This is a genomic window from Flavobacterium sp., from assembly GCF_040383245.1.
GTDB lineage: Bacteria > Bacteroidota > Bacteroidia > Flavobacteriales > Flavobacteriaceae > Flavobacterium.
Genome location: NZ_JBEIDX010000016.1, coordinates 1 through 23,733, shown reverse-complemented (window position 1 = coordinate 23,733; position 23,733 = coordinate 1). Strand labels below are relative to the sequence as shown.

19 protein-coding genes and 1 tRNA gene are annotated in these 23,733 nt (G+C 32.6%); 10 read left to right on the top strand and 10 right to left on the bottom strand.

The genetic code is table 11. The features are described from left to right. Positions 1–86: 86 nt before the first annotated feature. Positions 87–1,448: a histidine--tRNA ligase gene (gene hisS / locus ABWO08_RS07845; RefSeq protein WP_353084926.1), complete on the top strand. Its 1,362-nt coding sequence runs from the start codon at positions 87–89 to the stop codon at positions 1,446–1,448. Between the two features lie 4 nt (positions 1,449–1,452). Here the strand turns inward: hisS and ABWO08_RS07840 are convergent, their stop codons facing one another. The 5 genes from ABWO08_RS07840 to ABWO08_RS07820 all read right to left on the bottom strand — a co-directional run bounded on the left by ABWO08_RS07840 (position 1,453) and on the right by ABWO08_RS07820 (position 9,114). Continuing rightward, positions 1,453–2,784 carry a T9SS type A sorting domain-containing protein gene (locus ABWO08_RS07840; RefSeq protein WP_353084924.1) on the bottom strand — a complete coding sequence of 444 codons (1,332 nt, stop codon included), beginning with the start codon at positions 2,782–2,784 and terminating at the stop codon, positions 1,453–1,455. A gap of 45 nt (positions 2,785–2,829) precedes the next feature. Then, on the bottom strand, positions 2,830–4,347 hold the full coding sequence (gene gpmI, locus ABWO08_RS07835; protein WP_353084923.1) for a 2,3-bisphosphoglycerate-independent phosphoglycerate mutase: 1,518 nt from the start codon (positions 4,345–4,347) through the stop codon (positions 2,830–2,832). 118 nt (positions 4,348–4,465) lie between these two features. Beyond that, positions 4,466–6,898: a DUF5916 domain-containing protein gene (locus ABWO08_RS07830; RefSeq protein ID WP_353084921.1), complete on the bottom strand. Its 2,433-nt coding sequence runs from the start codon at positions 6,896–6,898 to the stop codon at positions 4,466–4,468. A gap of 72 nt (positions 6,899–6,970) precedes the next feature. Next, positions 6,971–8,671 (bottom strand): L,D-transpeptidase family protein, encoded by a 1,701-nt coding sequence (locus tag ABWO08_RS07825; RefSeq protein ID WP_353084919.1) that lies wholly within the window; start codon positions 8,669–8,671, stop codon positions 6,971–6,973. After that, positions 8,668–9,114 carry a GNAT family N-acetyltransferase gene (locus ABWO08_RS07820; protein ID WP_353084918.1) on the bottom strand — a complete coding sequence of 149 codons (447 nt, stop codon included), beginning with the start codon at positions 9,112–9,114 and terminating at the stop codon, positions 8,668–8,670. The genes ABWO08_RS07825 and ABWO08_RS07820 overlap by 4 nt, the downstream gene beginning before the upstream one ends. Positions 9,115–9,262: 148 nt before the next feature. Between ABWO08_RS07820 and ABWO08_RS07815 the strand changes: the two genes are divergently transcribed. Then, positions 9,263–9,335, top strand: a tRNA-Gly gene (locus tag ABWO08_RS07815). Between the two features lie 41 nt (positions 9,336–9,376). Here the strand turns inward: ABWO08_RS07815 and pepE are convergent. Next, entirely contained in the window at positions 9,377–10,081 is a 705-nt protein-coding gene (gene pepE, locus ABWO08_RS07810) for a dipeptidase PepE (protein WP_353084916.1), read from the bottom strand. 188 nt (positions 10,082–10,269) lie between these two features. On the opposite strand from pepE, the gene ABWO08_RS07805 reads away from it, so the two are divergent. The 5 genes from ABWO08_RS07805 (at position 10,270) to ABWO08_RS07785 (ending at position 14,756) form a co-directional block, all read left to right on the top strand. After that, on the top strand, positions 10,270–10,962 hold the full coding sequence (locus ABWO08_RS07805; protein WP_353084914.1) for a hypothetical protein: 693 nt from the start codon (positions 10,270–10,272) through the stop codon (positions 10,960–10,962). Positions 10,963–11,065: 103 nt separating this feature from the next. Beyond that, a complete protein-coding gene (locus ABWO08_RS07800; protein ID WP_353084912.1) occupies positions 11,066–11,509 on the top strand; it encodes a DUF6702 family protein in 444 nt (147 codons plus the stop codon). A gap of 59 nt (positions 11,510–11,568) precedes the next feature. Further along, positions 11,569–13,815, top strand: a complete 2,247-nt coding sequence (locus ABWO08_RS07795; protein WP_353084911.1) for a M1 family metallopeptidase — start codon at positions 11,569–11,571, stop codon at positions 13,813–13,815. Between the two features lie 39 nt (positions 13,816–13,854). Beyond that, complete coding sequence (locus ABWO08_RS07790) at positions 13,855–14,202, top strand: Sec-independent protein translocase subunit TatA/TatB (protein WP_353084909.1); 348 nt, start codon at positions 13,855–13,857, stop codon at positions 14,200–14,202. After that, positions 14,202–14,756, top strand: coding sequence for a phosphatase PAP2 family protein (locus tag ABWO08_RS07785; protein ID WP_353084908.1), 555 nt, complete (start codon positions 14,202–14,204; stop codon positions 14,754–14,756). Before ABWO08_RS07790 ends, ABWO08_RS07785 begins: the two co-directional genes overlap by 1 nt. On the opposite strand, the gene ABWO08_RS07780 is transcribed toward ABWO08_RS07785, so the two are convergent. Continuing rightward, positions 14,753–15,394, bottom strand: coding sequence for an O-methyltransferase (locus ABWO08_RS07780; protein ID WP_353084906.1), 642 nt, complete (start codon positions 15,392–15,394; stop codon positions 14,753–14,755). The two genes, ABWO08_RS07785 and ABWO08_RS07780, sit on opposite strands and share 4 nt — an antisense overlap. A 76-nt stretch (positions 15,395–15,470) precedes the next feature. On the opposite strand from ABWO08_RS07780, the gene rlmN reads away from it, so the two are divergent. Further along, entirely contained in the window at positions 15,471–16,511 is a 1,041-nt protein-coding gene (gene rlmN, locus ABWO08_RS07775) for a dual-specificity RNA methyltransferase RlmN (protein WP_353084904.1), read from the top strand. A 46-nt stretch (positions 16,512–16,557) separates the two neighbouring features. Here rlmN and ABWO08_RS07770 read toward each other — a convergent pair whose 3' ends face one another. Then, entirely contained in the window at positions 16,558–17,427 is an 870-nt protein-coding gene (locus tag ABWO08_RS07770; protein ID WP_353084903.1) for a hypothetical protein, read from the bottom strand. A 108-nt stretch (positions 17,428–17,535) separates the two neighbouring features. Between ABWO08_RS07770 and ABWO08_RS07765 the strand changes: the two genes are divergently transcribed. Beyond that, positions 17,536–18,513, top strand: coding sequence for a polyprenyl synthetase family protein (locus tag ABWO08_RS07765; RefSeq protein WP_353084902.1), 978 nt, complete (start codon positions 17,536–17,538; stop codon positions 18,511–18,513). A 121-nt stretch (positions 18,514–18,634) separates the two neighbouring features. Beyond that, complete coding sequence (locus tag ABWO08_RS07760) at positions 18,635–19,933, top strand: T9SS type A sorting domain-containing protein (protein ID WP_353084900.1); 1,299 nt, start codon at positions 18,635–18,637, stop codon at positions 19,931–19,933. 30 nt (positions 19,934–19,963) lie between these two features. Here ABWO08_RS07760 and ABWO08_RS07755 read toward each other — a convergent pair whose 3' ends face one another. Both ABWO08_RS07755 and ABWO08_RS07750 read right to left on the bottom strand, forming a co-directional pair. Next, a complete protein-coding gene (locus ABWO08_RS07755; protein ID WP_353084898.1) occupies positions 19,964–21,874 on the bottom strand; it encodes a beta-L-arabinofuranosidase domain-containing protein in 1,911 nt (636 codons plus the stop codon). Positions 21,875–21,882: 8 nt separating this feature from the next. Continuing rightward, on the bottom strand, positions 21,883–23,733 hold a 1,851-nt coding region (locus ABWO08_RS07750; protein WP_353084896.1), incomplete at its 5' end, for a GH92 family glycosyl hydrolase.

Below are 23,733 nucleotides of genomic sequence, written 5' to 3'. Positions count from 1 at the left end.
TGTTTTGAATGTTGGAAGACGGAAGTTGGAAGATGTAAAAAATAGTTGAATTTTAGTTTCCACTACCAACTTCTAACTTATTTAAAATGGCATCCAAACCCAGCATACCAAAAGGTACACGCGATTTTTCACCATCAGAGGTTTCAAAACGAAATTATATTATTTCAGTAATTCGAAATCATTTTGAAAAATTTGGTTATCAACCAATTGAAACTCCTAGTTTTGAAAACTCCGACACTTTAATGGGTAAATATGGCGAAGAAGGAGATCGTTTGATTTTTAAAATATTGAATTCGGGAGATTACTTGGATAAAGTTGCTGCAGATGAGTTGCAAAATATTAATTCCAAACAATTAACTCCAAGAATTTCAGAGAAAGCACTTCGTTATGATTTAACGGTACCTTTTGCAAGGTATGTGGTACAACACCAAAGCGAAATTGAATTTCCATTTAAACGTTATCAAATACAACCAGTTTGGCGCGCTGATCGTCCGCAAAAAGGACGATTTAGAGAATTTTATCAATGTGATGCCGATGTGGTAGGTTCTACATCGCTTTGGCAAGAAGTGGAATTGGTACAATTGTATGATGCAGTTTTTTCTGAATTAGGTTTGAATGGCGTGACCATTAAAATTAACAATCGAAAAATATTATCTGGAATTGCTGAGGTTATAGGTGCTTCCGATAAACTTATTGACTTTACGGTTGCTCTAGATAAATTAGACAAAATAGGTGAAGAAGGGGTGAAAAAAGAAATGCTTGAAAAAGGAATTTCAGAACAAGCAATTCAAAAAGTACAGCCTTTATTTAATTTCACAGGAACAATTCTTGAAAAAATAGCCAAATTATCTGATTTACTTTCAACTTCTGACGAAGGAAAAAAAGGAATTGAAGAGTTGCAATTTATCTGTGAAAATGTTTCTAAATTAGGATTGCAAAAAGCCATTTTAGATTTGGATGTTACTTTAGCTCGTGGATTAAATTATTACACAGGCGCCATATTTGAAGTTGTTGCTCCAAAAGAAGTTGCAATGGGATCAATAGGTGGCGGAGGTAGATACGATGATTTAACCGGAATTTTCGGTTTGAAAAATATGAGTGGGGTAGGAATTTCATTTGGATTAGACCGAATTTATTTGGTTATTGAAGAGTTAAATTTATTTCCAAATACGGTCACAACAGGAACTAAAGTCATGTTTTTAAATTTTGGTGATGCTCCTGCTTTCCAAGCAATGCAAGCTATCCAGAAATTACGAGCTCAAAATATTAAAGCCGAATTATACCCAGATAATGCCAAGATTGACAAACAATTTAAGCATGCCGAAAAAAGAGGTATTCCTTTTGTGGTGAAAGAAATAGGAGTCGAAAATTATACTTTAAAGAATATTATATCCGGTGAGCAAGTTCAAGTTTCAATGAATGAGCTATTGCAAAAACTAGTTAAATAAAAAACTATTTATCGATTATAACTTTGTATGTTTTAAATTCTTTATCATTAGAAATTTTTACAAAATAAATTCCGTTATAAATTGTTTGCACATCAATTACTGTTAAGGTACTTCCTTTAAAAATAGTATTGGTAGCAACTAATTTTCCCAATTCATCAATAAGTTCAACTTTGTAATCACAATAGGCAATTTGAGATTGAATTGCAATAAAATCTTGAGCAGGATTCGGAGCTATAATTATAGAAAAAATATTTTTATCAAAATTTGCATTATCCAAATAAGGGGTTGTAGCTTCAGTTATTGAAGTTACTTTTACTACATTTTTCACACCATAATAAGTTGGTCCTACACAATAAGGGTAAGTAGAATTATAATTTTCATCTACTGTTGTAAAATAACAATAAATTCCACTAGGATATTCGGGTGTGATGCAAAATCTTCCATTGTGTTCATCTAGATATGTTGGATCTGAAGGATTTGCTATAAATTCGTAATCTTCACGGTACCATCCTAATGGAAAAGCACTGCTCACGGGAGGTCCATCTACTACATCAGTTCCGTCTGCATAAGTAGTTCTAGTTGTAATATTTCGCAATTTATAACTAGATTTCATTCGGCTTAAGCCTCCAGTTCCATTAGTATTGGTGTAGCCATATGCTCCATAGATAGGATATCCGTCATAAGCAAAGCCAATAAGTGGAGAATGAACACTAGGGTTAATAGTATATAATCCATCGGATGGGTATAGGTTACAGATGGAAGAAAGTTGTATTAAATCTAAATTAAAAGCACTAGGGTTTTGGTGGTGATGGTAATTACCTTGAGCTGCCGGATGAGCTTTAGCACAATCAAAACCAATCATTTCTGCTTTTACTGCATCGCGTCTCCAAACTCCATTTGGAGTTGGGGTATCTGAATTAGATGATGGGGTATAAGAAAAACCATCTCCATAACTAAAAAGTCCAACACCATTAATAAAAACACCAATATTTCCTGCTCCTGTGGGAGTTAATGTACCCATATTAGGGACTGGATTTAAAGGAATTTTATATATGGAAGTGATTGCAGTTATCACCGGATTGGGGTTGGCAGTGAACGGCCCTGTAATAAATGACGGAACTCCTTGGGTTGTAACATAAGCCCAATTAGCTGAATATTGAACATCTTGTACATTAGCCAAGGCTACATCATTTATTACCGTGGAATTACCAGAAAGGTAGTGACGTCCTGTTGTATTGTTTGTGTTTTGAATCCATGCAGTAATTGCTGGATTTGTTTGGCAATGAATTTGTAAACTAATTAATATTAAACTGATTGAAATAAATACTTTATTCATTTTGAGGGAATTATTAATTTTTAATTATGTTTTTTCATTTTATTTCTATAATAAGGAATGTCTTGTCATGGCTTCAGGTTTTTCGACTCCCATTAATTCTAAAATGGTTGGAGCAATATCGCCAAGAACGCCATCGTGTATGGATTTCATTTCTTTATCTACCAAAATAATTGGCACTGGGTTTGTAGTATGTGCCGTATTTGGTGAACCGTCAGGATTAATCATCGTTTCGCAATTTCCATGGTCAGCAATGATAATTGTAGTGTAGTTATTTTTAAGTGCGGCTTCAACAACTTCTTTTACACAAGCATCTACTGCTTCACAAGCTTTAATTGCTGCTTCCATAACTCCGGTATGACCTACCATGTCTCCGTTTGCAAAATTTAAACATACAAAATCAACTTCTCCTTTTTTAAGTTCTGGCACCAAAGCATCTTTTAATTCGTAGGCACTCATTTCGGGTTGTAAATCGTAAGTAGCAACTTTTGGAGAGTTTCTTAAGATTCGGGTTTCACCTTCAAACGGGATTTCTCTTCCGCCAGAAAAGAAGAAAGTTACGTGTGGATATTTTTCTGTTTCAGCAATACGAATTTGTGTTTTTCCTGCTTTTTCTAAAACCTCGCCAAGTGTTTCTGTGATGTTGTCTTTATCGTAAATTACATGCACATTTTGATACGTATCATCATAATTGGTCATGGTAACATAATACAAATTCATTTTATGCATGTTGAATTCATGAAAGTCTTTTTGCGATAGCACTTCCGTTAATTCACGACCTCTATCGGTTCTGAAATTAAAGAAAATGACTACATCATCTTCTTCGATTTTCGCTAACGGAGAACCATTTTCATCCACCATAACAAGAGGTTGAAGGAATTCATCGGTTACATTATCGGCATAACTTTTTTGAATGCTTTCAATAGCATTTGAGCATGAAGTTCCAACATTGTGAACTAATAAATCATAAGCTAATTTCACTCTTTCCCAACGTTTATCACGGTCCATAGCATAGTATCTACCAATGATTGTTGCGATTTTTGCATTCGAATTTTTAATGTGATTTTCCAAATTTGCTATATCAACTACAGCCGATTTTGGATCAACATCTCGGCCATCTGTAAAAGCATGAATAAATACATTTTGTAACCCAAAATCTTGAGCTGCGTCTAGTAAGCCATAAAGGTGTGAAGTATGTGAATGCACACCGCCATTAGAAACTAATCCTAAGAAATGTACTTTTTTATTGTGGTCTTTAGCATATTGAAAAGCATCCAATAAAGGCTTTTCTTGGTTCATGGTTTTGTTTTGAACCGCTAAATTTATTTTGGCTAAATCTTGGTAAACAATTCGTCCGGCACCTAAGTTCATATGACCGACTTCCGAATTTCCCATTTGGCCCTCTGGCAAACCTACATTTAAACCGTCAGTTCGTAATTGAGCACTAGGATATTTAGTATATAAACTATTTATAAAAGGAATATTTGCATTGTCTATAGCCGAAACTTTAGGATCTGGAGATTTTCCCCAACCATCAAGAATCATCAAAATTACTTTTTTATTCATGGAAATTAAATTTTCACAAATATAGTCAATTGCAAAATCGAAAAAGGGAAGAATAGCGTTAAATTTAGATAAAAAAAACGAAATCGTTTTAGTGATTTCGTTTTAATTTAATACCTTATTAATTAGAGAACCAACGCTTTGCATGATTGTAATCAATGAAATAACGGATGCTAATAGACAGTACATTATTCAGGCTTTCTGGGCGAAATAAATTCTTAAAATTTTGACCATAGTCTTGACTAAAATCGCCATCAGGATAGTAAGTGGAACTATTTCGATACAGAACCGAAATTTGACTGCCGGGTGCAAACCACCACGAATAAGATAAATCAAGATTCCAGGAATTATAATATCTATCTTGATTCGAAGTGTAATTCGTGTTTTCTAAAAGATTTCCATCTTCTTGTAGTGTAAGAAATTTATTTGTTAAAGCATAACTCCAATAATGTCTGACCGATAAATTAAAATTCATTAGGTTATTAACCGAATATTTTCCTTGAATAGAGTTGTTAAATGTGGTCCTGTTTCTTCTCGTAAAAATAGTATTTGAGTTGGTATCAAATGCTGCCCATCCAACATTGTTATTCTGATAATTGTAAGCAAAGGAATAGCTTAAAGAAAATTTATCACTAAAACGGTATCTAGGTGTAACCGAAAAATTAATATTGTAGCGCTCTTTTTCATTAATTATTGCAAATGCTGGGTTTATATCAATTGCAAATTTTCTATTGTAATTAGTTGATATATAAAACCAAGGATTTATAAATTCAGGCTGTGTTACATATTTCATTTCATTTTCTGACCTAGGCTCATAAAAATCTGAAATTTTCAAAGGTCTAAAATTTAACCCAAAACCATAGTAATCATTTTTCTTATTTACCGTATTAATATCTAATGAGAAATTGGCATTTTGCAATCTATTTGTTCTGTTATCAAATTCAATATATTCATTTAATCCAATGGAAAAACTATTAAATCTTTTTGTAGGATTTAGGATGCGATAACTTTGATTAGCAAAAAAATTATGGTAATGTGTTTGAAAATTGATTCCTAAATCATTGGGATCAAATTCTTCAGAATAATATTCGGATCCTAAATTAAATCTAAATTTTCCACTAGTTTTAGAAAAGCTCAAATCCATTTCATGTCCATCTCTATTTTCGAAAGTACCAAATTCATTTATAAAACTGTATTTTACATTTCCGGTAAGGTTGAAAGAATTTTTCTTTGTATTTAAGTCAAAAACCAAAGCTGAAACATTGGCATCTCTATAATCTCCATTTCTAGTAACATTAGTATTTATAAATGTTACAGAGGAGTTTTTTCTAAATCGCTGATCTAAAACAAATACATTATAGTTGGCTAAAGGTTCAACAAGTTCTTTTCTTCGGTCTCCATTTACAGTATTTTTTATCTCGGCATAAGTGTTGTCCGTAACTGCATTTAATACTCCAACTCCAAGTCCGCTTTTAGTTCTACCTGAAATTTTTAAAGCATTTAATAAATTTATGGTACTTGGGTTTTTAATAAATTCTTCATTGGCATCAAGATATGCATAAGTAGAAGGGCTTCCACCAATTCTTCGGGAGTAAAAAATATTACCTTTATTAAACAAGTCGGTTCCCTCGGTAAAAAAAGGTCTATTTTCTGCAAATTGTTGTTCAAAAGGACCCAAATTTAATACCACATTATCAAATGCAGTTTGACCAAAATCGGGTATCATAATTGCGTCTAAAGTAAAGGCATCATTAATGCCGTATTTAATGTCTAATCCTCCTTTTAATTCTCCTTTTGTTTGTTGTTGGTTACTATTTAAATAAAACGAAGAATACGGAATAAGAAATAATCGGGTAGGAGTGTCAATATTTTCAATGCCTTCTAGTAAGCCTGCTTGTATACTTTCGTTAGTAATTTTATTATCTATTAAGTTCCAGGTAAATTGTTGACGATCACGATTGATATCTCTGTAAAAGTTTAAACCCCAGGTTTGTTTTTTATCCGATGAAAAACGCAATGCTGCATAAGGAATTTTTAGTTCGGCAACCCAGCCATAATTAGTGATTTCTACATGGCTATCCCATATTGCATTCCAGGAAAGATCTTGTTCCGAAGTACTTGTATACATGCCGTCTATTTGAACCCCTGCAGCACTTACAGCAAATCGTGCTTCTTGTTGACCGTCGTTATATCCATTTATAAATACTCCAAACATATCTGCGGAAGCATCATTATCTCTTAAAGTTAACTCTTTTCTAATTTTGGATGGTTCGTTGTCAAACATTGTTGCGCCTATATAAATAGCATCATTGTCATAAACTACTTTTACTTCTGTTTTTCTAGTTTTTAACTCAGGTTTTCCGTTATCTGGATTAATCATCAAGAAGTCTGTTGCTATTTCAGCATTTTTCCATATAGCCTCTGTCAACTTGCCGTCAACATTGATCTTTTCATTGCAAAATTGAGTATGTAATTTTTTTTTTGGAGCTTGCGAATATACAAAAACACTAATAAATTTAAGAATAACAAGGAAATAGGATGTAGTTTTTTGCATTTTCAAATTTTCTGCGGCAAAATTAATTTTCTAGCTCATTAATAGACGAAAAATTAAGTTAAATGTTACATTCTAATATTTTAATTTCGAATATAAATCGGCATCCAAGCAATAAATATCTTCTCTAAACTGAAGAATTCCTTTGTTTTCCCATGCGGTCCAATACCAAAGGTGCAAATAAATGGGTTCTTTTATTTTTACTACTATAGTTTTTAGTTCTGGTTTTGGTAATGGCTTATTATCAATTTTAAAAAATGGATTTTTTGCAAGTAATTTCGAATTTTTAAGGTTGATTTCTAATTGTTTTTTTCTTTGTAATTTGTTGTAATAAGAGATGTCAGTTGTGTCTCTAATTTTTTGTAAAGGCCATTTTAGGGAGTCATTTAATATGTAAGTTGCCATTTCTAAAGGTTTTTCCAATCTAACGCAACCCGAGCTTAAGGATCTAAAAGTGTAATCAAAATAATCGCGGTGGTTGGTGTCGTGTAAGTAAACAGAAAACCTATTTGGGAAGTTAATTTTCATGGAACCGAGCGAATTATTTCTACTTGGTTTTTGAACATATTTATATAAGTAAGCTTCTTTTATTTTCCAATCGTATGGGTTTATCTCTTCGTTGTTTTGATCTAAAATAAGTAAACCTTTTTTCTTAAAAATAGTAGGATTTTTCTTAGCCTCTGGGTAAATATCTTCTTTTAAAATTGTTGGTGGTACAGTCCAATTCGGATTCAAATTTATATTAGACAATTTAGAATCTAAAATAGGTGTCATTCTGGTATCTCTTCCCACAACAATTTTTTGAGAAACTAGAGTGTCTTTATTTTTAACCGCTACTATTGAATAATCGGGGACGTTAATGAGTAAGTAATTTTCTTCAAAATTTTGTGTATACCATCTCCATCTCTCTAGGTTTGCAATAACCTGTTCAATTCGTTGGTTTCTGCTGTAGTTTAATGCTTCAATGGTGCTTTTACCAATGATTGCATCTGGTTTTAGACCATGTCTTGCCTGAAATTTCTTAACTGCTTCTTGTGTTTTTTTGTTGTAAAATGTAGTAAGAATTGTGTCTTTTTCTTTTAGGTCTCCCCAATAATTCAATCTTTTTTTAACTAGAGGAATGTAAATGTTTTTTGTATTCGGAACTATTTTTTCCTTTAGATTGATTAATCCAATTGTTTTTTCTGCAGGATATTGTTTCAATAATTTCAAACTTGATTTAAGTTTTTTATATACCCAATGTTTTGGTTTGCAATTTTCAAGATTTGCTTTGAGTTTTCCGTTTTTTATGCCTTCTTCTAGAATAATATTTACAGGTATTTTCTTTTCCTCTAAATCCCAATTTCGATATAATTTTTTAGGGTTTAATTTTCCACTACTTAAGTGTGAAATTAATTTTTGAGCACTTAAGGTAAGCGCTATGTCATAATCTATAAGTAAAGAATCGGAAAGTGTTTCTCTTTTTTCTTCAAAATTCACTAGCGTTGCTTGGTTGTAATCTTTAGGTTCTAATCCTTCATTTTCTGAATTTGTAATTTCTTGAATTAAGATATCTCTATCAGATTTAGAATTCCAAACCAATTCGAAATTATTTTTTCTGTAAAAATCAATCAATAGATTATTGTGGGTATTCAAAATTAGGGTTGAATCGATAACACTGCTTTTATTATTTGGTGAAAACTCATAAACAGCAGTTCTAAAAATGGAATATTTTAATATTGATTTGTTCCAAAAAATTAGAATTAAAAAAATAAAAACTAGGTAAAATTTGTTCATGGGTAATCAATTTCTTTTTTCATTAAATAATGTGGTCCTATTTCTAAAATTGAAAATGGATCGCCAATTTTTTTGTAATGTGATTTTTCGTAAAAAGAAACGGCCGTTACGCGAGCGTTAAACCATATCATAGAACCATTTTGACTTTTGATATAGTCCTCGCAGTGTTGAAGTAATTTTTCTCCGAATCCTCTTTTTTGAAATTCGGATAAAATTGCCATTCCTCTTAATTGAAATTGATTTGGGGAATTAAATGTACTATTTATTTTAGAAAATACAGAAACTACTCCAACTAATTTCTTATCATAATATATGCCAAAATGTTTAGTTGAAGGTAAATCATCTCCTTCAAAGTGACAACTTTCAATTGATCTCCCTGCTCTTAATACTGGCTGCCTTATCGATATGGTTTCTAAAGCAGTAATATTTTTAATGATATCCATTTTATTTTGATTAATTTGAATCTGGTAACAATTTAATAATAAAACTTTTAGCTTTGTTGCAGGTTTCTAATTTATAAAGATACTTAAAAATTTTCTAAAAAAAATTTGCAATCAAAGAAACAAATACTTTATATTTGCACTCTCCAATGCGGAAGTAGCTCAGTTGGTAGAGCTCCAGCCTTCCAAGCTGGTTGTCGCGAGTTCGAGCCTCGTCTTCCGCTCTACAAAAAAACCCGAATCATCCGATTCGGGTTTTTTTATTTTATAATGTAGCCAAATTGGTTTCGGGATCCAGCTCTACAGGATCTTGATTTTGAGTAAACCATCTTGCCTTTAATGTACCTTTTAGTATAATGGATTCGCCCTTAACATCTAGCCAACTCCCTTCTCGCAGGCCAAGAACAGGGGTTTTATTGAACGAATGAAATTCCTTAATTCGGGTTTCTCTAGTTTCTCCCATGTGCTTACTTGTGCTATCAGCATCTAAATAATGGGGATTTAAATTAAACGGAATTGCTCCAAGTGTTGCAAAACTTGGAGGGTAAATGATCGGCATGTCATTAGTAGTTTGCATCGAAATACCTGTAATATTGCTTCCTGCACTGGTGCCAAGATAAGGTGTTCCATTAGCAATTGCTTTTGATAACACCTCCATAACTTTGTTTTGATACAATTGGGTAACCAATAAAAAGGTGTTACCACCACCGGTAAAAATCCCTTGGGCATTTGAGATAGCTTCTACAGGGTTTGAAAAGGTATGCAAGCCCACCACTTTTTTATTTATTTTGGCAAAGGCAGCGCTAACATTTTTAGTGTAGGCCTCTTCTGTTATTCCTCCTGGACGCGCATAGGGAATGAAAAGAAGGGTGTCGCAATTGGCAAAATGATTTTCCAATATGGGTAATAAATAGTCTAAATAGTCACCTCCATGAATTGTGGAAGTGCTTGCTATGATTAGGTTTTTCATTGTGATATTCTAATTTATGCAAAGCTACAAATTTATAATTAACAAAAAATTACCATTGCTTTGGCTCTAATTTTGCAAAACTTTAAAATACTTTTGCCAAAATATTTAACTTCTTTTTCTTGTATACTTTTAAGTTTAGTTTCGTTTTACTCTTTTTTCTAAATGCTGCTTTAGGACAAACTAATACTGTGAATAGAAAATTAAATGGAAAAGTAACTTCTTCTTTTTCCGATTTAGAAGGGATTTATTTAATAAATAATCGATCAAAAGAGAATACACTAACCGAGCATGGTGGTTATTTTTCTATTCAGGCAAGTGTTGGAGATACCTTAGTTTTTTCTTCAGTTCAATTTAAAGCTGCAAAAGTTGCTTTATCTGAAGCCGACTTTAATAAAGAATTATTTTTTGTTAAGTTGTATCCAATTGTTCGTTTTTTGGATGACGTACGAATTAATGAATATAAAAATATTAATGCCGTTTCTCTCGGAATTATTTCTCCGAATACCAAGCATTATACTCCTGCAGAAAGGAAATTAAAAACAGCGGAAGAACTTCATTGGTATAGTCCATTGTTAATACCTTTTGGAGGAATGAGTGTTGATGGGTTAATAAATTCTATTAGTGGAAGAACAAGCATGTTAAAAAAAGAACTAGAAGTAGAAAAAAAAGAACTGTTAATTCATAAATTAGAAGGATGGTTTGAAAAAAAATATTTTATTGAAAATCTTAAAATTCCAGAAGAATACGTCAAAGGATTTTTGTTTTATTTGGTTGAGGATCCGAAATTCAATGCTGCAATGAAATCCAAAAATAAAACCATGGCTACCTTTATTATGAATGATCTTGCAGTTAAATACAAACAACTTTTGAATGATAAATAAATTAAACTATTTTTGGAAATTAGTTTAACGAATTCTATTTATATAGGTGCCCAAATATTTCAAATATTCAGCTTTTATTTTATTGTTTGTGAGCCTTACTTCAATGGGGATTCACAAATATTATATGGCAATTTATCAAGTTGATTTTGTGCCACAAAAGAAACGAATTCAAGTTACTTCGCGCATTTTTGTAGATGATTTAAATGCGGCTTTGGAAAAAAAATTCCATGTTAAATCAAATATAGGCTTCTCTCAAGAGACACCTCAAGAAGAAGCTAATCTAAAGAAATACCTTGCTGAAAAATTCATAATTAAAGTGAATGGAGTAGCAAAGCCCATGACTTATTTGAGTAAAGAATTGGACGCAAATGTTATGATTTGTTATTTTAGAATACCAGAAATTTCAAAGATCAATAGTTTAGAAATTGAAAATTCGTTGTTAATGGAATGGAATTCCGATCAGCAAAATATTATACAAGCAAACCTAAACGGAGAAAAGCAAACCGTAATGCTTACTTCAGATAATTATAAACGAACTATAAAATAATCGCAGAAGTAATTTATTTAAAAAAATAAATTACTTTTATGCTTTAAAAATTCATATCCATGCAACATCTTTCTTCCCTAAGTAAAGTTTTTATTCTTTGTTTTTCTATTGGAATCTATGCTCAAGAAGCTCCAAAAGCTGCGCCAAGCGAAAAAAATCCAGATAAATTTAAACAGATGTATGATTTATTGGCAACGCCAAATATGTATCGTACTGCTTCTGGCGCTCCAGGACCTGAGTATTATCAGCAACAAGCCGACTACAAAATTAATATAGAATTGGATGATAAAAACACCAAGCTATATGGTCAAGAAACCATTACCTATACCAATAATGCTAAAGAAGCTTTAGATTATCTTTGGGTACAATTAGATCAAAACCAACAATCTCGCAAATCACTTTCTCCTTTAGTTGAAAGCAATAGAACAGATCCAGCAATGGGTGTTCAAGGGTTTTCTAGAAAATATTTAGAAGCCGATTTTGATGGTGGTTTTAATATCGAATTTGTAAAAGATGCACTTGGAAAACCTATGAATTATAGCATCAATCAAACGATGATGCGAATAGAATTACCTAAGGTTTTAAAGCACGGAGAAAAAATTTCGTTTTCTATAAAATGGTGGTATAACATAAATAATTATACTATTGATGGCGGGCGTTCTGGCTACGAGCATTTTGATTCTGACGGAAATAATTTATATGTAATTGCGCAGTTTTATCCAAGAATGGCCGTATATAATGATGTGGAAGGATGGCAAAACATGCAGTTTTGGGGTTCTGGTGAATTTGCTTTGCCTTTTGGAAATTATGAAGTGAACATTACCGTTCCAGCAGATCATATTCTTGAAGCTACAGGAACTTTATTAAATAGAGCTGAAGTGTTTACTCCGGCACAATTAGCACGTTATGCTCAAGCTGAAAAATCTTTTGATAATCCAGTTATTGTAGTAACTCAAGCGGAGGCTGAAGTTGCAGAAAAAGGCTTTTCGGATAAGAAAAAAACATGGAAATTCAAGGCAGATAATGTGCGTGATTTTGGAATTTCTACTTCAAGAAAATTTATTTATGATGCCATGGCGGTTAAAACCGGAAACACTACTTCAATGGCAATTTCCTTGTATCCAAAAGAAGGGAATCCGCTTTGGGAACAATATTCTACTCGAATGGTGGCGCACACATTAAAAAGTTATTCTAGTTATACTTTTGATTATCCTTATCCAAAAGCAATATCCATTAATGCTAGGGATCAAGGTATGGAATATCCAATGATTTGTTGGAATTTTGGTCGTCCGGATGCAGAAGGAAAATATACTGACGGAACCAAATACGGAATGCTTGGAGTAATTTGTCACGAAGTTGGGCACAACTTTTTCCCAATGATTATTAATTCTGATGAGCGCCAATGGACATGGATGGATGAAGGATTAAACTCTTTTATGGAATTCCTTGCAGAAAAATCATTTGACCCTAATTTTCCTCTTCGTCGCGGACCTGCAAAAAACATTGTGCCTTATATGAGTGGTGATCAAAAAGGATTGGAACCAATTATGACCAATTCAGAAAGCATCAGACAATTTGGAAATAACGCCTACGGAAAACCTGCAACAGCTTTAAATATTTTACGTGAAACCGTTATGGGACATGAATTATTTGATTATGCATTTAAAACTTATGCCAACCGTTGGAAATTCAAACACCCAACTCCAGAAGATTTCTTTAGAACTATGGAAGATGCTTCGGCAGTTGATTTAGATTGGTTTTGGAGAGGTTGGTTTTACACCACTGACTCCAATGATATTGGAATCAAAGAAGTAAAAAAATATTTTGTTAGCAACGAGCCCTCAAAAGAGGTAACCGAGTTTATGAAAAAACAACGCCGTCGTGATAGCAAGCCAGGACCAATGGTTTATATGATTGCCGATGGAAGTGAAGACTTTAAAGCTGAAATGAATAAGCCATTTAAAATTGCCGATTATGCAGCATTAAATGATTATGTAAATTCACATTTTACTGCCGAAGAACGTGCTAAATTAAACGAACCAAAGTATTTTTATCAAGTAACTTTTAATAAGCCGGGTGCTTTAGTAATGCCAATTATTGTAGAATTAGTTTTTGAAGATGGAACATCAGAAATTCAAAAATTCCCAGCGCAAATTTGGCGTATGAACGATAAAGAGGTGAATAGAACATTTGCAACGCAAAAAGCAATTGTAAAAATTAATATCGATCCAAATTTAGAAACAGCTGATATCGATTTGTCAAATAATACTTGGCCAAAAACAGAAGTAAATTCAAAATTTGATTAAGAACTTTGTACCTTTGTACCACTTATTAAATGTAGTGCCATGTTTGGAGGAGAATTCTTTTTTATACTTCTTGTAGCTTTTTTATTGTTTGGTTCCAAAAACCTTCCCGAAGTCGTGAAAGGGTATGCCAAAATTGTAGCAACATTAAAAAATGCTACCAATGAAATAAAAAATGAAATACAAAACAGTGTAGATGTGAAGGAATTAGATGCTTCTGTGAAGCAAATCACACAAACGTTAACTCAAGAGGTAGAGGAAGTTAAATCTAATGTTGCGGCATCTTCAACATCTATTGAAAATAATATCTTAAAAGAAGCGCCTTCTGTAGTAACTCAAATTAATGAAGATATTGAGGAAGTTACAGGCCCTATTAAACGCAAAATGTAATGCTTGAAAAAATCATTGCTTTAGATAAGAAACTCTTTGTTTTTTTAAATAGTTTGGGTTCTCCAACATTTGATGGGCTTTGGTTATTAATTACAAAACAAGCCTATTGGACTCCGTTTTTCTTGCTATTGGCTTATCTTTTATTTCAAAAGATTGGAGTTAAAAAATTAGGGATTGTTGTGTTATTTATTGCGTTGATTTTACTTTGTTGCGACACTTCAGTGGAATTTTTTAAAACTACTTTTGAAAGATTGCGCCCTTGTAATGATCCTGAACTTAAAGGAATTATTCGAATAATTCATCACTCAAGTACATATAGTTTCTTTTCTGGTCATGCTTCAAATTCAATGGCAACAATGATTTTTGTTTATATGATTTTGAAGAAATACTATAAATATGCCTTTTTGATTTTTCTATATCCATTAATTTTTGCTTACAGCAGAATCTACTTAGGTGTACATTTCCCTGTAGATATTCTAACAGGCTATTTATTTGGGTCTTCTTTAGGGCTTGGTTTTTATTTGGTATACCAAAAATATTTCAATAAGATTTAAAGAACTCGCGATACCGTTAACCCGTCTCGGATAGGTAATAAAACGGTTTCTACTCTTGGGTCGTTATTAACCATTTGATTATATTCTAACAATACTATAGTACTAGTATCTTTAGGATTTAATTCTTCTAAAACTTTACCGCTCCACAATACATTGTCCGAAAGGATGATGCCTCCAGGATTCATTATTGGTACAACCAAATTAAAATAATGGATGTAATTTTCTTTATCCGCATCAATAAAAACCAAATCGTATTTTTTATTTAATGTCGGAATAATATCCAAAGCATTTCCCAAATGCGCGGTAATTTGATTTTTCCAAGGCGATAAATCAAAGTATTTTTGCTGAATTGAAACCAATTCTTCTTTGATGTCAATCGTGTCTAGCGTTCCTTCTTTTTGCATTCCTTCTGCAAGACATAACGCTGCATAGCCAGTATATGTCCCTATTTCAAGAATGTTTTTCGGATTAATAATCTTAGATAACATACTTAAAACGCGCCCCTGAAAATGACCGCTTAGCATTCGGGGTTGTAGAATTTTTTGATGGGTTTCTTTAAAAAGTTTGACCAACAATTCGGGTTCGTTTTGCGAATGGTGTTCTACGTAGGCTTCTAATTCTTCAGATATAAAATGCATGAAATATTATTTTTAGCAAAATTACAAATTACAATACACAAATTACCAAATCAACTAATTGTTTTACCTTTGCGCCATGATGGAGAAAAAAGACATTCGAACTATATCTAAAGAAGCACTTAGAGATTTTTTTGTTGCCAATGGTGATAAAGCTTTTCGTGGCAATCAAGTTTATGAATGGTTGTGGAGTAAAGGCGCACATAGTTTTGAAGACATGACTAACGTTTCTAAAGAAACACGAGCAATGCTTGAAGCTAATTTTGTGATTAACAATGTCAAAGTGGATACGATGCAACGAAGTGCTGATGGTACGGTTAAAAACTCGGTTCGACTTCATGATGGATTACTAGTAGAAAGCGTATTGATTCCAACAAATACCAGAACTACTGCTTGTGTTTCATCTCAGGTGGGATGCAGTTTGGATTGTAATTTTTGTGCCACTTCCCGATTAAAAAGAATGCGTAATTTAGAGCCTGGAGAAATTTATGATCAAGTACTAGCAATAGATAACGAAAGTAAATTATACCACAACCGTCCGCTTTCTAATATTGTTTTCATGGGAATGGGCGAGCCTTTAATGAATTACAACAATGTCATTAAAGCAATTGATAGAATCACCTCTGTGGAAGGATTAGGGATGTCCCCCAAACGAATTACAGTTTCTACTTCGGGTATTCCAAAGATGATTATGAAAATGGCCGATGATGGAGTAAAATTTAAATTGGCTGTTTCTTTGCATTCTGCTATAGAAAGTGTTCGAAACCATATTATGCCTTTTAGCACCAATTTTCCGTTAACTGATTTACGAGAATCTTTAGAATATTGGTATCAAAAAACAAAAAGTAAAGTTACCTATGAATATGTGGTTTGGGGAGGTATAAACGATACTAAAGAGGCGGTAGATGCTTTGGTTAAATTTTGTAAATATGTGCCGTGTAAAGTCAATATTATAGAATACAATCCAATTGATGACGGGGAGTTCCAGCAAGCTTCAGATGCAGCCGTTAATATGTATATTAAAGAATTAACTAAACACAACATCGTTGCCAAAGTAAGGAAGAGTAGAGGTAAAGATATTGATGCTGCTTGCGGCCAATTAGCCAACAAAGAATCATAAAAAAAAGTCCCAATTAACTGGGACTTTTTTATTAATTTGAATTATATTAATTACCTATAACAATATTATAAGAATTTCCATTTACGGTATACACTGCCAAATTATCACAATCACCATTTCCATAATCTAAAGTAGCGGTATTGTTGTTTTTTGTAAATGTAATTATACCTTGAACTAAAAGTGGTTTGTTTTGATTTAAACAACTCATTTTAGCTTTAAGTGGTGTTGTGATTGTACTAGTTACCACTCCTGTTGGATGCGTAGTAGTCCAATTTCCAATGATGCTATAAACATTATCATAAAAAATATTTGGAGTACCGTATCCTTCAATAATTTCTCTAGTTCTTGTACCAACTCTGTGGTGACTTTGACCATTAATTGTAGCCGTTAAATCCATATTCATAACTACAATTGGGTGACTTGGAGACGTAGCAGTTGCTTGAGTCATAGTTCTTGTAAATGATTTATCTCCTTCAATTTTGATATTGTTGTGATAAAAATTCACAAAACTGTAATTTACAGTATGGCTAGTTGCAGTTGGCTGATAAGTAAAAGTTATAATAATTTTACCACTAACTACATTATTGTTTGATAAAGTACATCCTGTTCCAAAATCTATTGTTTTAGTAACTTGTGTTCCCGGAGTTAAAGGCGTTCCAAAATTTGGTTCTCTTGTAATTGTTGCACATGTAGACAAAGCAACATCTCCATTTTTGAAAGAAAAAGAATCCGAATTAATATTATTGAATTGGTCTTCAATAATTGAACCAATATCATCACTTGCTAAATCAATTTTTGAACTTGATTGTGCTTCTTCTTTAGACATAAGATTTTCTGTACGCTCATTTCTGTTACAACCAGCAAAGAAAATACTAGCACAAACTACTGCCATTTTAATAAAAGATCTTGTTTTCATAAGAATAAAATTAATAGGTTATGTCATTAGGACTTTTACAAATATAAAAGGTTTAATCTTAAGATAAAAATAATTTTCAAATTGTTGGAATGTTGTATCTTTGACCTAATGAATATTACTTCGCAAATAAAGCAACCGATAATGCAAGAAATGGAACTTTTTGAAAAAAAGTTTTATGAATCGATGTCGTCTAAAGTGGCCTTATTAAATAGAATTACCTATTACATTGTTAACCGAAAAGGGAAACAAATGCGACCAATGTTTGTTTTCTTAACTGCCAAAATGCTTTCGGATGGCACTATTAACGAGCGAACTTACCGAGGAGCTTGTGTGATTGAGTTAATTCATACTGCCACTTTGGTTCATGATGATGTTGTTGATGATAGTAATAGACGTAGAGGTTTTTTCTCTATTAATGCCCTTTGGAAGAACAAAATTGCAGTCTTAGTTGGTGATTATTTATTATCCAAAGGATTGTTACTTTCTATAGATCACGGAGATTTTGATTTACTTCGAATCATTTCGGTGGCCGTTCGTGAAATGAGTGAAGGCGAATTGTTGCAAATAGAAAAAGCGCGTCGTTTAGATATTACGGAAGACGTATACTATGAAATCATTCGACAAAAAACAGCTACGCTAATTGCTGCATGTTGCGCCTTGGGAGCCAAATCGGTTTCTGATGATGAAGTGCAAGTAGAAAACATGCGAAAATTTGGAGAACTTATCGGAATGGCATTTCAAATAAAAGATGATTTATTTGATTATACCGATGAGGCAATTGGTAAACCAACAGGAATTGATATCAAAGAGCAAAAAATGACCTTGCCATTAATTTATGCATTAAATCATTGTTCGGATAAAGAAAAAAGCTGGTGCATCAATTCGATAAAAAACCACAATAAAAACAAAAAGCGCGTAAAAGAAGTTATCCAATTTGTGAAAGACAAAAACGGGTTGGCTTATGCAGAACAAAAAATGGTGCAATTCCAACAAGAAGCACTTTTACTTATAAAAGATTACCCAGAATCGGTTTATAAAGATAGTTTGACACTAATGGTGAACTATGTAATGGAGCGAAAAAAATAAAATCCCACATTTACATCCCCTCAAACAACTGTTAAATTTTTAACTTAATGCGTTAATTTATTAGTTGATAGTTACTTATGTAGTAATTTAGCAGCGTTAATTACTTTAAAAATTAATTTATATGAAAGCAAAATTACTTTTTTGTTGTTTTATTTTTACTCAGTTTTGTCTTGCTCAAAACATTACTTTTTTAGATTCGGTTTTTAAAGATTATTTATTGGTTGCTAGAATCAACTATAATTACGATCCAAATGTCTTTATACAATATCCACCAATTGATGCAAATGCAGATGGGGAAATAAGTTATGCAGAAGCATTATTAGTTGAAGCATTAGATTTTGGCTATGCTAACATTACAAATCTTGAAGGGTTGCAATATTTTACTAATGTAAAATCTATTTCTACTTATTACGCTGATTTCCCAAATTTTTATCAACCCACATTAGTTAATCTTGAGCATTTAGGTTTATTAAATTCAGTTGGGATCTCTTCTTTATCAACAATAGATCTTTCGCCAAATATTAATTTGAAAAAGTTCCAGTGTAGAGGTGATATTTTAACCAGTCTTGACTTTTCTTCCAATACATTACTTCGAGATATATCAATTTATTGTCCATCACTTACGTCACTTAATTTAAGTAATTTGAGTAATCTAAAGAACTTAAGTTATTTAGGAAAATTACCAACCATAGATTTGTCGGATGCAACTAATTTATTGACTTTAACCTGCATTGGCTTAACACAAAATTCTAATTTGCCAGTTGAAAATTTACTTTCAACTTTAGATTTAAGCAATCAAACTAAGTTAATGAGATTAGATTTAACAGGAAACAATATTGCCAGTTTAGATTTAAGTAATTCACCAAATCTGGAGACTTTAAATATTTCTAATAATAATATTGCAACCTTAAATATTGATAATGTTAAATATGTTCGTCAGTTTTTTTGCGATAATAATTTACTTACTAGTTTGGATGTAAGTGAAATGTTTAATTTAATCAACTTTAGTTGTAAAAATAATCAACTAACTACTTTAGCAACCCAAAATGGAATTATTGAAGAATATATTGATTTTTCAGGAAATCCAGGTTTAACTTCAGTTTGTTGTGATGCCAATGAAGTAGTTTATATGCAAAATTTATGCAATCAATACGATAATGATACTGCTGTGGTAAACGGTAATTGCAATAATCAAGCTAACAGAATTTCAATGTATCCTAACCCTGTTGGAGATAGATTGCATCTTTCTGCTAATTTTGACATTGAGCGTGTTGAGGTTTTCAATGCCAATGGAATGATGGTTATGAGCAGCGAATCAGGTGCTGATGTTATCGAAATGGACAGTCTAAATTCAGGTTTGTATTTTTTAAAGGTATTTAGCAGCCAAGAAGTGAATACCATGAAATTTGTAAAAATATAAGCGCTAATTGAATTAGAAATTACTAATTTCTTATTTTAAGCTAACTTGTCTCAATATTGTTTTTCCAAAAGGAATTAAAGTAATTTCTTCCACTTCATTAGTGTTACTGTTTCTTGCATTTACTTTAATCTGATTATTTTCAAATACTGCTTTGTTGTTTTCTATGTATTGGTAGCGTATGTTGTTTTTTGGCTTGTATGAAAAATCATCAAAACCTTCAAAATAGTTTCTTCCTTTTAGTTCTTCTGCTTCAATAGCTTTTGCATAAAAAAGAGCTCCATAAGTGAAATAGTTTTCCTGATTTGCATCTAGTTTAATACGAACCTCAGTTTTAAATTCAATTTGAATTTTATCTCTTTTAGAAAATTTTCGGGCTATAGTAATAAAATCACCTTCAATTTTATAATTTTCAGTTGTAACAATTTCAGTTACCCAAGATGGTTTTCTTATTTTGATAGTAAAACTGGCTTGATTGGAATTAGTAATCAAAAAAGTAAATTTATTTTGATACGGATATTCGGTCACCACTTCAATCGCAACAGGATTGTTTTTCACTTTAGTTTCTAATTTAGTTGGTCCTAATAGTGCGTTCACTAAAGTAGTTTCGTTTTCTAATAACCACGAATTTTCAATAAAATAGGGTGTAATTCTACCAGCATTTGGATTACAACAAACGGCTACTTCTTGGTGAGCAGGGGAATATTTATATCGAATTTGCTTTCTGTCTGGTTCTATTTCTCCATTTTTTGTACCTTCCATTTCATACGAATTGTCGGTTTTTAAATAAGCAATACACGAATGATTTGGATTTCTAGAACCTTGTGCTGCATTGTAGAATATTGTTTCAATTGCTTCTGCGGTTTTAGATTTTCCTTGCTTTTGAAATAACATAGTATAACTGTTTAGTAATTCTTGTAACGAACAATATTCATAACCGGTTTTAGTTGCATCTGCAGTTCTTTGTGCAATCCATTCATCCCCAATTGCACCTCCGGTAAGCGTAGTTGCTTTTTCAATTCTTTGGGTGTAAATGTCTAATGCTTTTTGCAATTCAGGGTTGTCTATTGAAAAAGCCGCAACAGTAAGCGGTCTTAAATGCTCAAAAGTATGTACTCCGTGAGACTGCAGTTTGTATTCCGGGTTTAAGATATTTTCTAATTGGGCATCTTTTTCTGACTGATAGGTTTTGCAAAAATCAAGGTATAAAAATCGAGCATATTCAACGTATTTTTTATCTCCCGTAATTTGATGCATTTTATCCAATACATCGGTAAAGGTAAGTCCGTGGGAAACTCCTGCATTGAAATTTTCACCCGAATAAAACGGACTTGATTTTCCTATTGGGTAATTAACCATTACATTATTGATTGCTTTTTCAATAACTTCAAATAACTTTTTATCTTGGCTGAATTCATAATAGGCAAGTAAGCCTCTGTACATGGTAGTTTTTGCCCACAATTCCCCGTTTTCTGACTTGAAATTGTAGCGCAAGTCTTTGGCGTAAATTCCGATGTAGCCGTCTTCATCTTGGCTCTTAATTACTTCATCAATGTGTTTTTGCGCTTTCTTCAGGCCTTCTTTATCATTTAACAATAATACATTTCTAATGTAACCATCCCACCAATTCGATTGCGTTTCGCTATTCCACCACTTATATTGTTCGCTTCCTTCGGCATCGCCATCTTTTAAATTACCAAGATCTTTGGCAACACTATTTTTGTGCAATCTTCCGGTGCTGTATATTGGATCATTAATTAAATCTGGTACGAGTTTATCAAGATTTCCCACAAAACCATTGACATCGTATTGCATTTGGGTTTGAATCCAACCAGAAGGTTTTACAGTCCCAAAAGGAAAAGGTTTGTATTTTTCAACAGGTTTATTTTGAGCACTCAATTGAATTGAAGTCGCTAGTGCAATAAGTAAAATGTATTTTTTCATGATAGAAATTAATTGGTGGTCATTTTGAAATTTAGCGTTCCGCCTTTCATTATATCAGCATAATTAAGAATTGGTTTTTCTAACGGAATGCCATTGAGTTTGGAATTATTTTGAAATATAGTTTGGTTTGAGAATCCTTCTGCGGTTATGGTAAATTGATTGTTATTGCTTACGCGAAGCGTTGCTTTTTTAACTTGTGGGGCTCCAAATACAAATTCACCATTTGTAGGATTCAAAGGATAAAACCCTAATGTAGATAAAATATACCATGCACTCATTTGACCGCAATCGTCATTGCCAATCATGCCATTTGGGGTGTTGTCGTGAAATTCATTCATTATTTTATGAATGTACTTTTGACCTGTTTTTGGTGTGTCCGAAAAAGCATATAAATAGGCAATGTGATGGCTTGGTTCATTTCCGTGGGCATATTGACCAATCAGGGCTTCTTGACCTAAAAATTTATTCGGATTGGTACTTTGCAATGTGAAAAATTCATCCAATTTTTTTGTGAATTCGGTTGTTCCGCCAAGTAATTCTTTCATTCCGTCAATGTCATATTGGGCAGGTGTCCAAAAATACTGCCACGCATTGGCTTCGGTATAATCACCTGGATTATTCATAGGTGAAGTTGCTGTTAGCGGATCAAAAGGAGTTCTCCAATTTCCATTGGTGTCTTTTCCTCGAAAGAGTTGGGTGTCCGAATCAAATAAATTTTTATAATAATTGGCTCTTTTCTTATAAACAAGTTCTTCGTTTTTTTGATTCAAATTAAAAGCCATTTGACTCACACACCAATCGTCGAATCCACTTTCCAAGGTTCTTGAAACAGCCTCATTATCTAATTTGTCAAAAGGATAAAAGCCGTATTGATTATATAATTCCCAATCGGAATTAATATGACTTTTGGTTGAAGTTTCTAACATGGCTTGAAAGGCTTCGTTTTTATCAAATCCTGTAAAACCATTCGTATATGCCGACAGCAACATGGGTATAGCGTGGTTGCCAATCATGCAATAATTATCTTGGCCCCAAGCAGTCCAAATAGGAAGAAAGCCTGCTGCTTTATGATGTAAAAGCAAAGTATTTGCAATTCCATTTATTTTTTCAGGCGCAATAATTTGAAGCAATGGGAAGGCCCCTCGGTAAATATCCCAAATAGACAAAGTAGAGTAATATTCTTTATTTGGCGCTAAGCCAATTGCATCATTTGCTCCTCTGTATTTACCATTAACATCTGCAATATTGGAAGGTTGGAGCAATAAATGGTACATCGAAGTATAAAATAATTCCTTTTGTTTTTGAGGTGCTTCAATCGCTATTCTATTCAAGTAGGTGTCCCAAACTTGTTTGGCATTTTTCTTTACTTTATTAAAATCCCAATGTGGAATTTCCGCTTTTAAATTGACTTTTGCGCCATCACTATTTACGGTAGATAAAGCTATTTTTATTTGTAATTTTTTGTTTTTGGGCAAATCAAAAGCTAAAATATATTTCGGTGCGTTTTGGTTTTTTTCTTTATCAAGTTCTTTGAATACACTATATGGTGTTTCAAATTCTACTGTAAAGAAGTATTTTTTTGTCACCCAGCCTTTGGTTTTGCAATACCCAGAAATTGTGGTTGCATTTTCTATTTTAATGTCGCTTTCCAATACCAAACTGTCATTTAAAAAATGAAATCCGTGTTGAAAATCGAGTAGTAGTTTTGCTTTTTGAGTGGGGTAGGTGTATTTATGAAAGGCCACTCTTTCGGAGCAAGTCAGCTCAACTTTAATACCGTCTTTTTTGGTAAGGGTGTAATAACCAACTGAGGATTTTTCACTGTTTTTATAATAACTATTTTTAAGTTTTGAATTTTC

Bases quoted from the DNA above. Each gene is read 5' to 3' on its own strand.
- ABWO08_RS07840 (WP_353084924.1), bottom strand. From the start codon at position 2,784: ATGAATAAAGTATTTATTTCAATCAGTTTAATATTAATTAGTTTACAA.
- ABWO08_RS07830 (WP_353084921.1), bottom strand. From the start codon at position 6,898: ATGCAAAAAACTACATCCTATTTCCTTGTTATTCTTAAATTTATTAGT.
- ABWO08_RS07790 (WP_353084909.1), top strand. From the start codon at position 13,855: ATGTTTGGAGGAGAATTCTTTTTTATACTTCTTGTAGCTTTTTTATTG.
- ABWO08_RS07795 (WP_353084911.1), top strand. From the start codon at position 11,569: ATGCAACATCTTTCTTCCCTAAGTAAAGTTTTTATTCTTTGTTTTTCT.
- ABWO08_RS07770 (WP_353084903.1), bottom strand. From the start codon at position 17,427: ATGAAAACAAGATCTTTTATTAAAATGGCAGTAGTTTGTGCTAGTATT.
- ABWO08_RS07765 (WP_353084902.1), top strand. From the start codon at position 17,536: ATGAATATTACTTCGCAAATAAAGCAACCGATAATGCAAGAAATGGAA.
- pepE (WP_353084916.1), bottom strand. From the start codon at position 10,081: ATGAAAAACCTAATCATAGCAAGCACTTCCACAATTCATGGAGGTGAC.
- ABWO08_RS07825 (WP_353084919.1), bottom strand. From the start codon at position 8,671: ATGAACAAATTTTACCTAGTTTTTATTTTTTTAATTCTAATTTTTTGG.
- ABWO08_RS07785 (WP_353084908.1), top strand. From the start codon at position 14,202: ATGCTTGAAAAAATCATTGCTTTAGATAAGAAACTCTTTGTTTTTTTA.
- rlmN (WP_353084904.1), top strand. From the start codon at position 15,471: ATGATGGAGAAAAAAGACATTCGAACTATATCTAAAGAAGCACTTAGA.
- ABWO08_RS07780 (WP_353084906.1), bottom strand. From the start codon at position 15,394: ATGCATTTTATATCTGAAGAATTAGAAGCCTACGTAGAACACCATTCG.
- ABWO08_RS07820 (WP_353084918.1), bottom strand. From the start codon at position 9,114: ATGGATATCATTAAAAATATTACTGCTTTAGAAACCATATCGATAAGG.
- ABWO08_RS07800 (WP_353084912.1), top strand. From the start codon at position 11,066: ATGGGGATTCACAAATATTATATGGCAATTTATCAAGTTGATTTTGTG.
- ABWO08_RS07760 (WP_353084900.1), top strand. From the start codon at position 18,635: ATGAAAGCAAAATTACTTTTTTGTTGTTTTATTTTTACTCAGTTTTGT.
- gpmI (WP_353084923.1), bottom strand. From the start codon at position 4,347: ATGAATAAAAAAGTAATTTTGATGATTCTTGATGGTTGGGGAAAATCT.
- hisS (WP_353084926.1), top strand. From the start codon at position 87: ATGGCATCCAAACCCAGCATACCAAAAGGTACACGCGATTTTTCACCA.
- ABWO08_RS07755 (WP_353084898.1), bottom strand. From the start codon at position 21,874: ATGAAAAAATACATTTTACTTATTGCACTAGCGACTTCAATTCAATTG.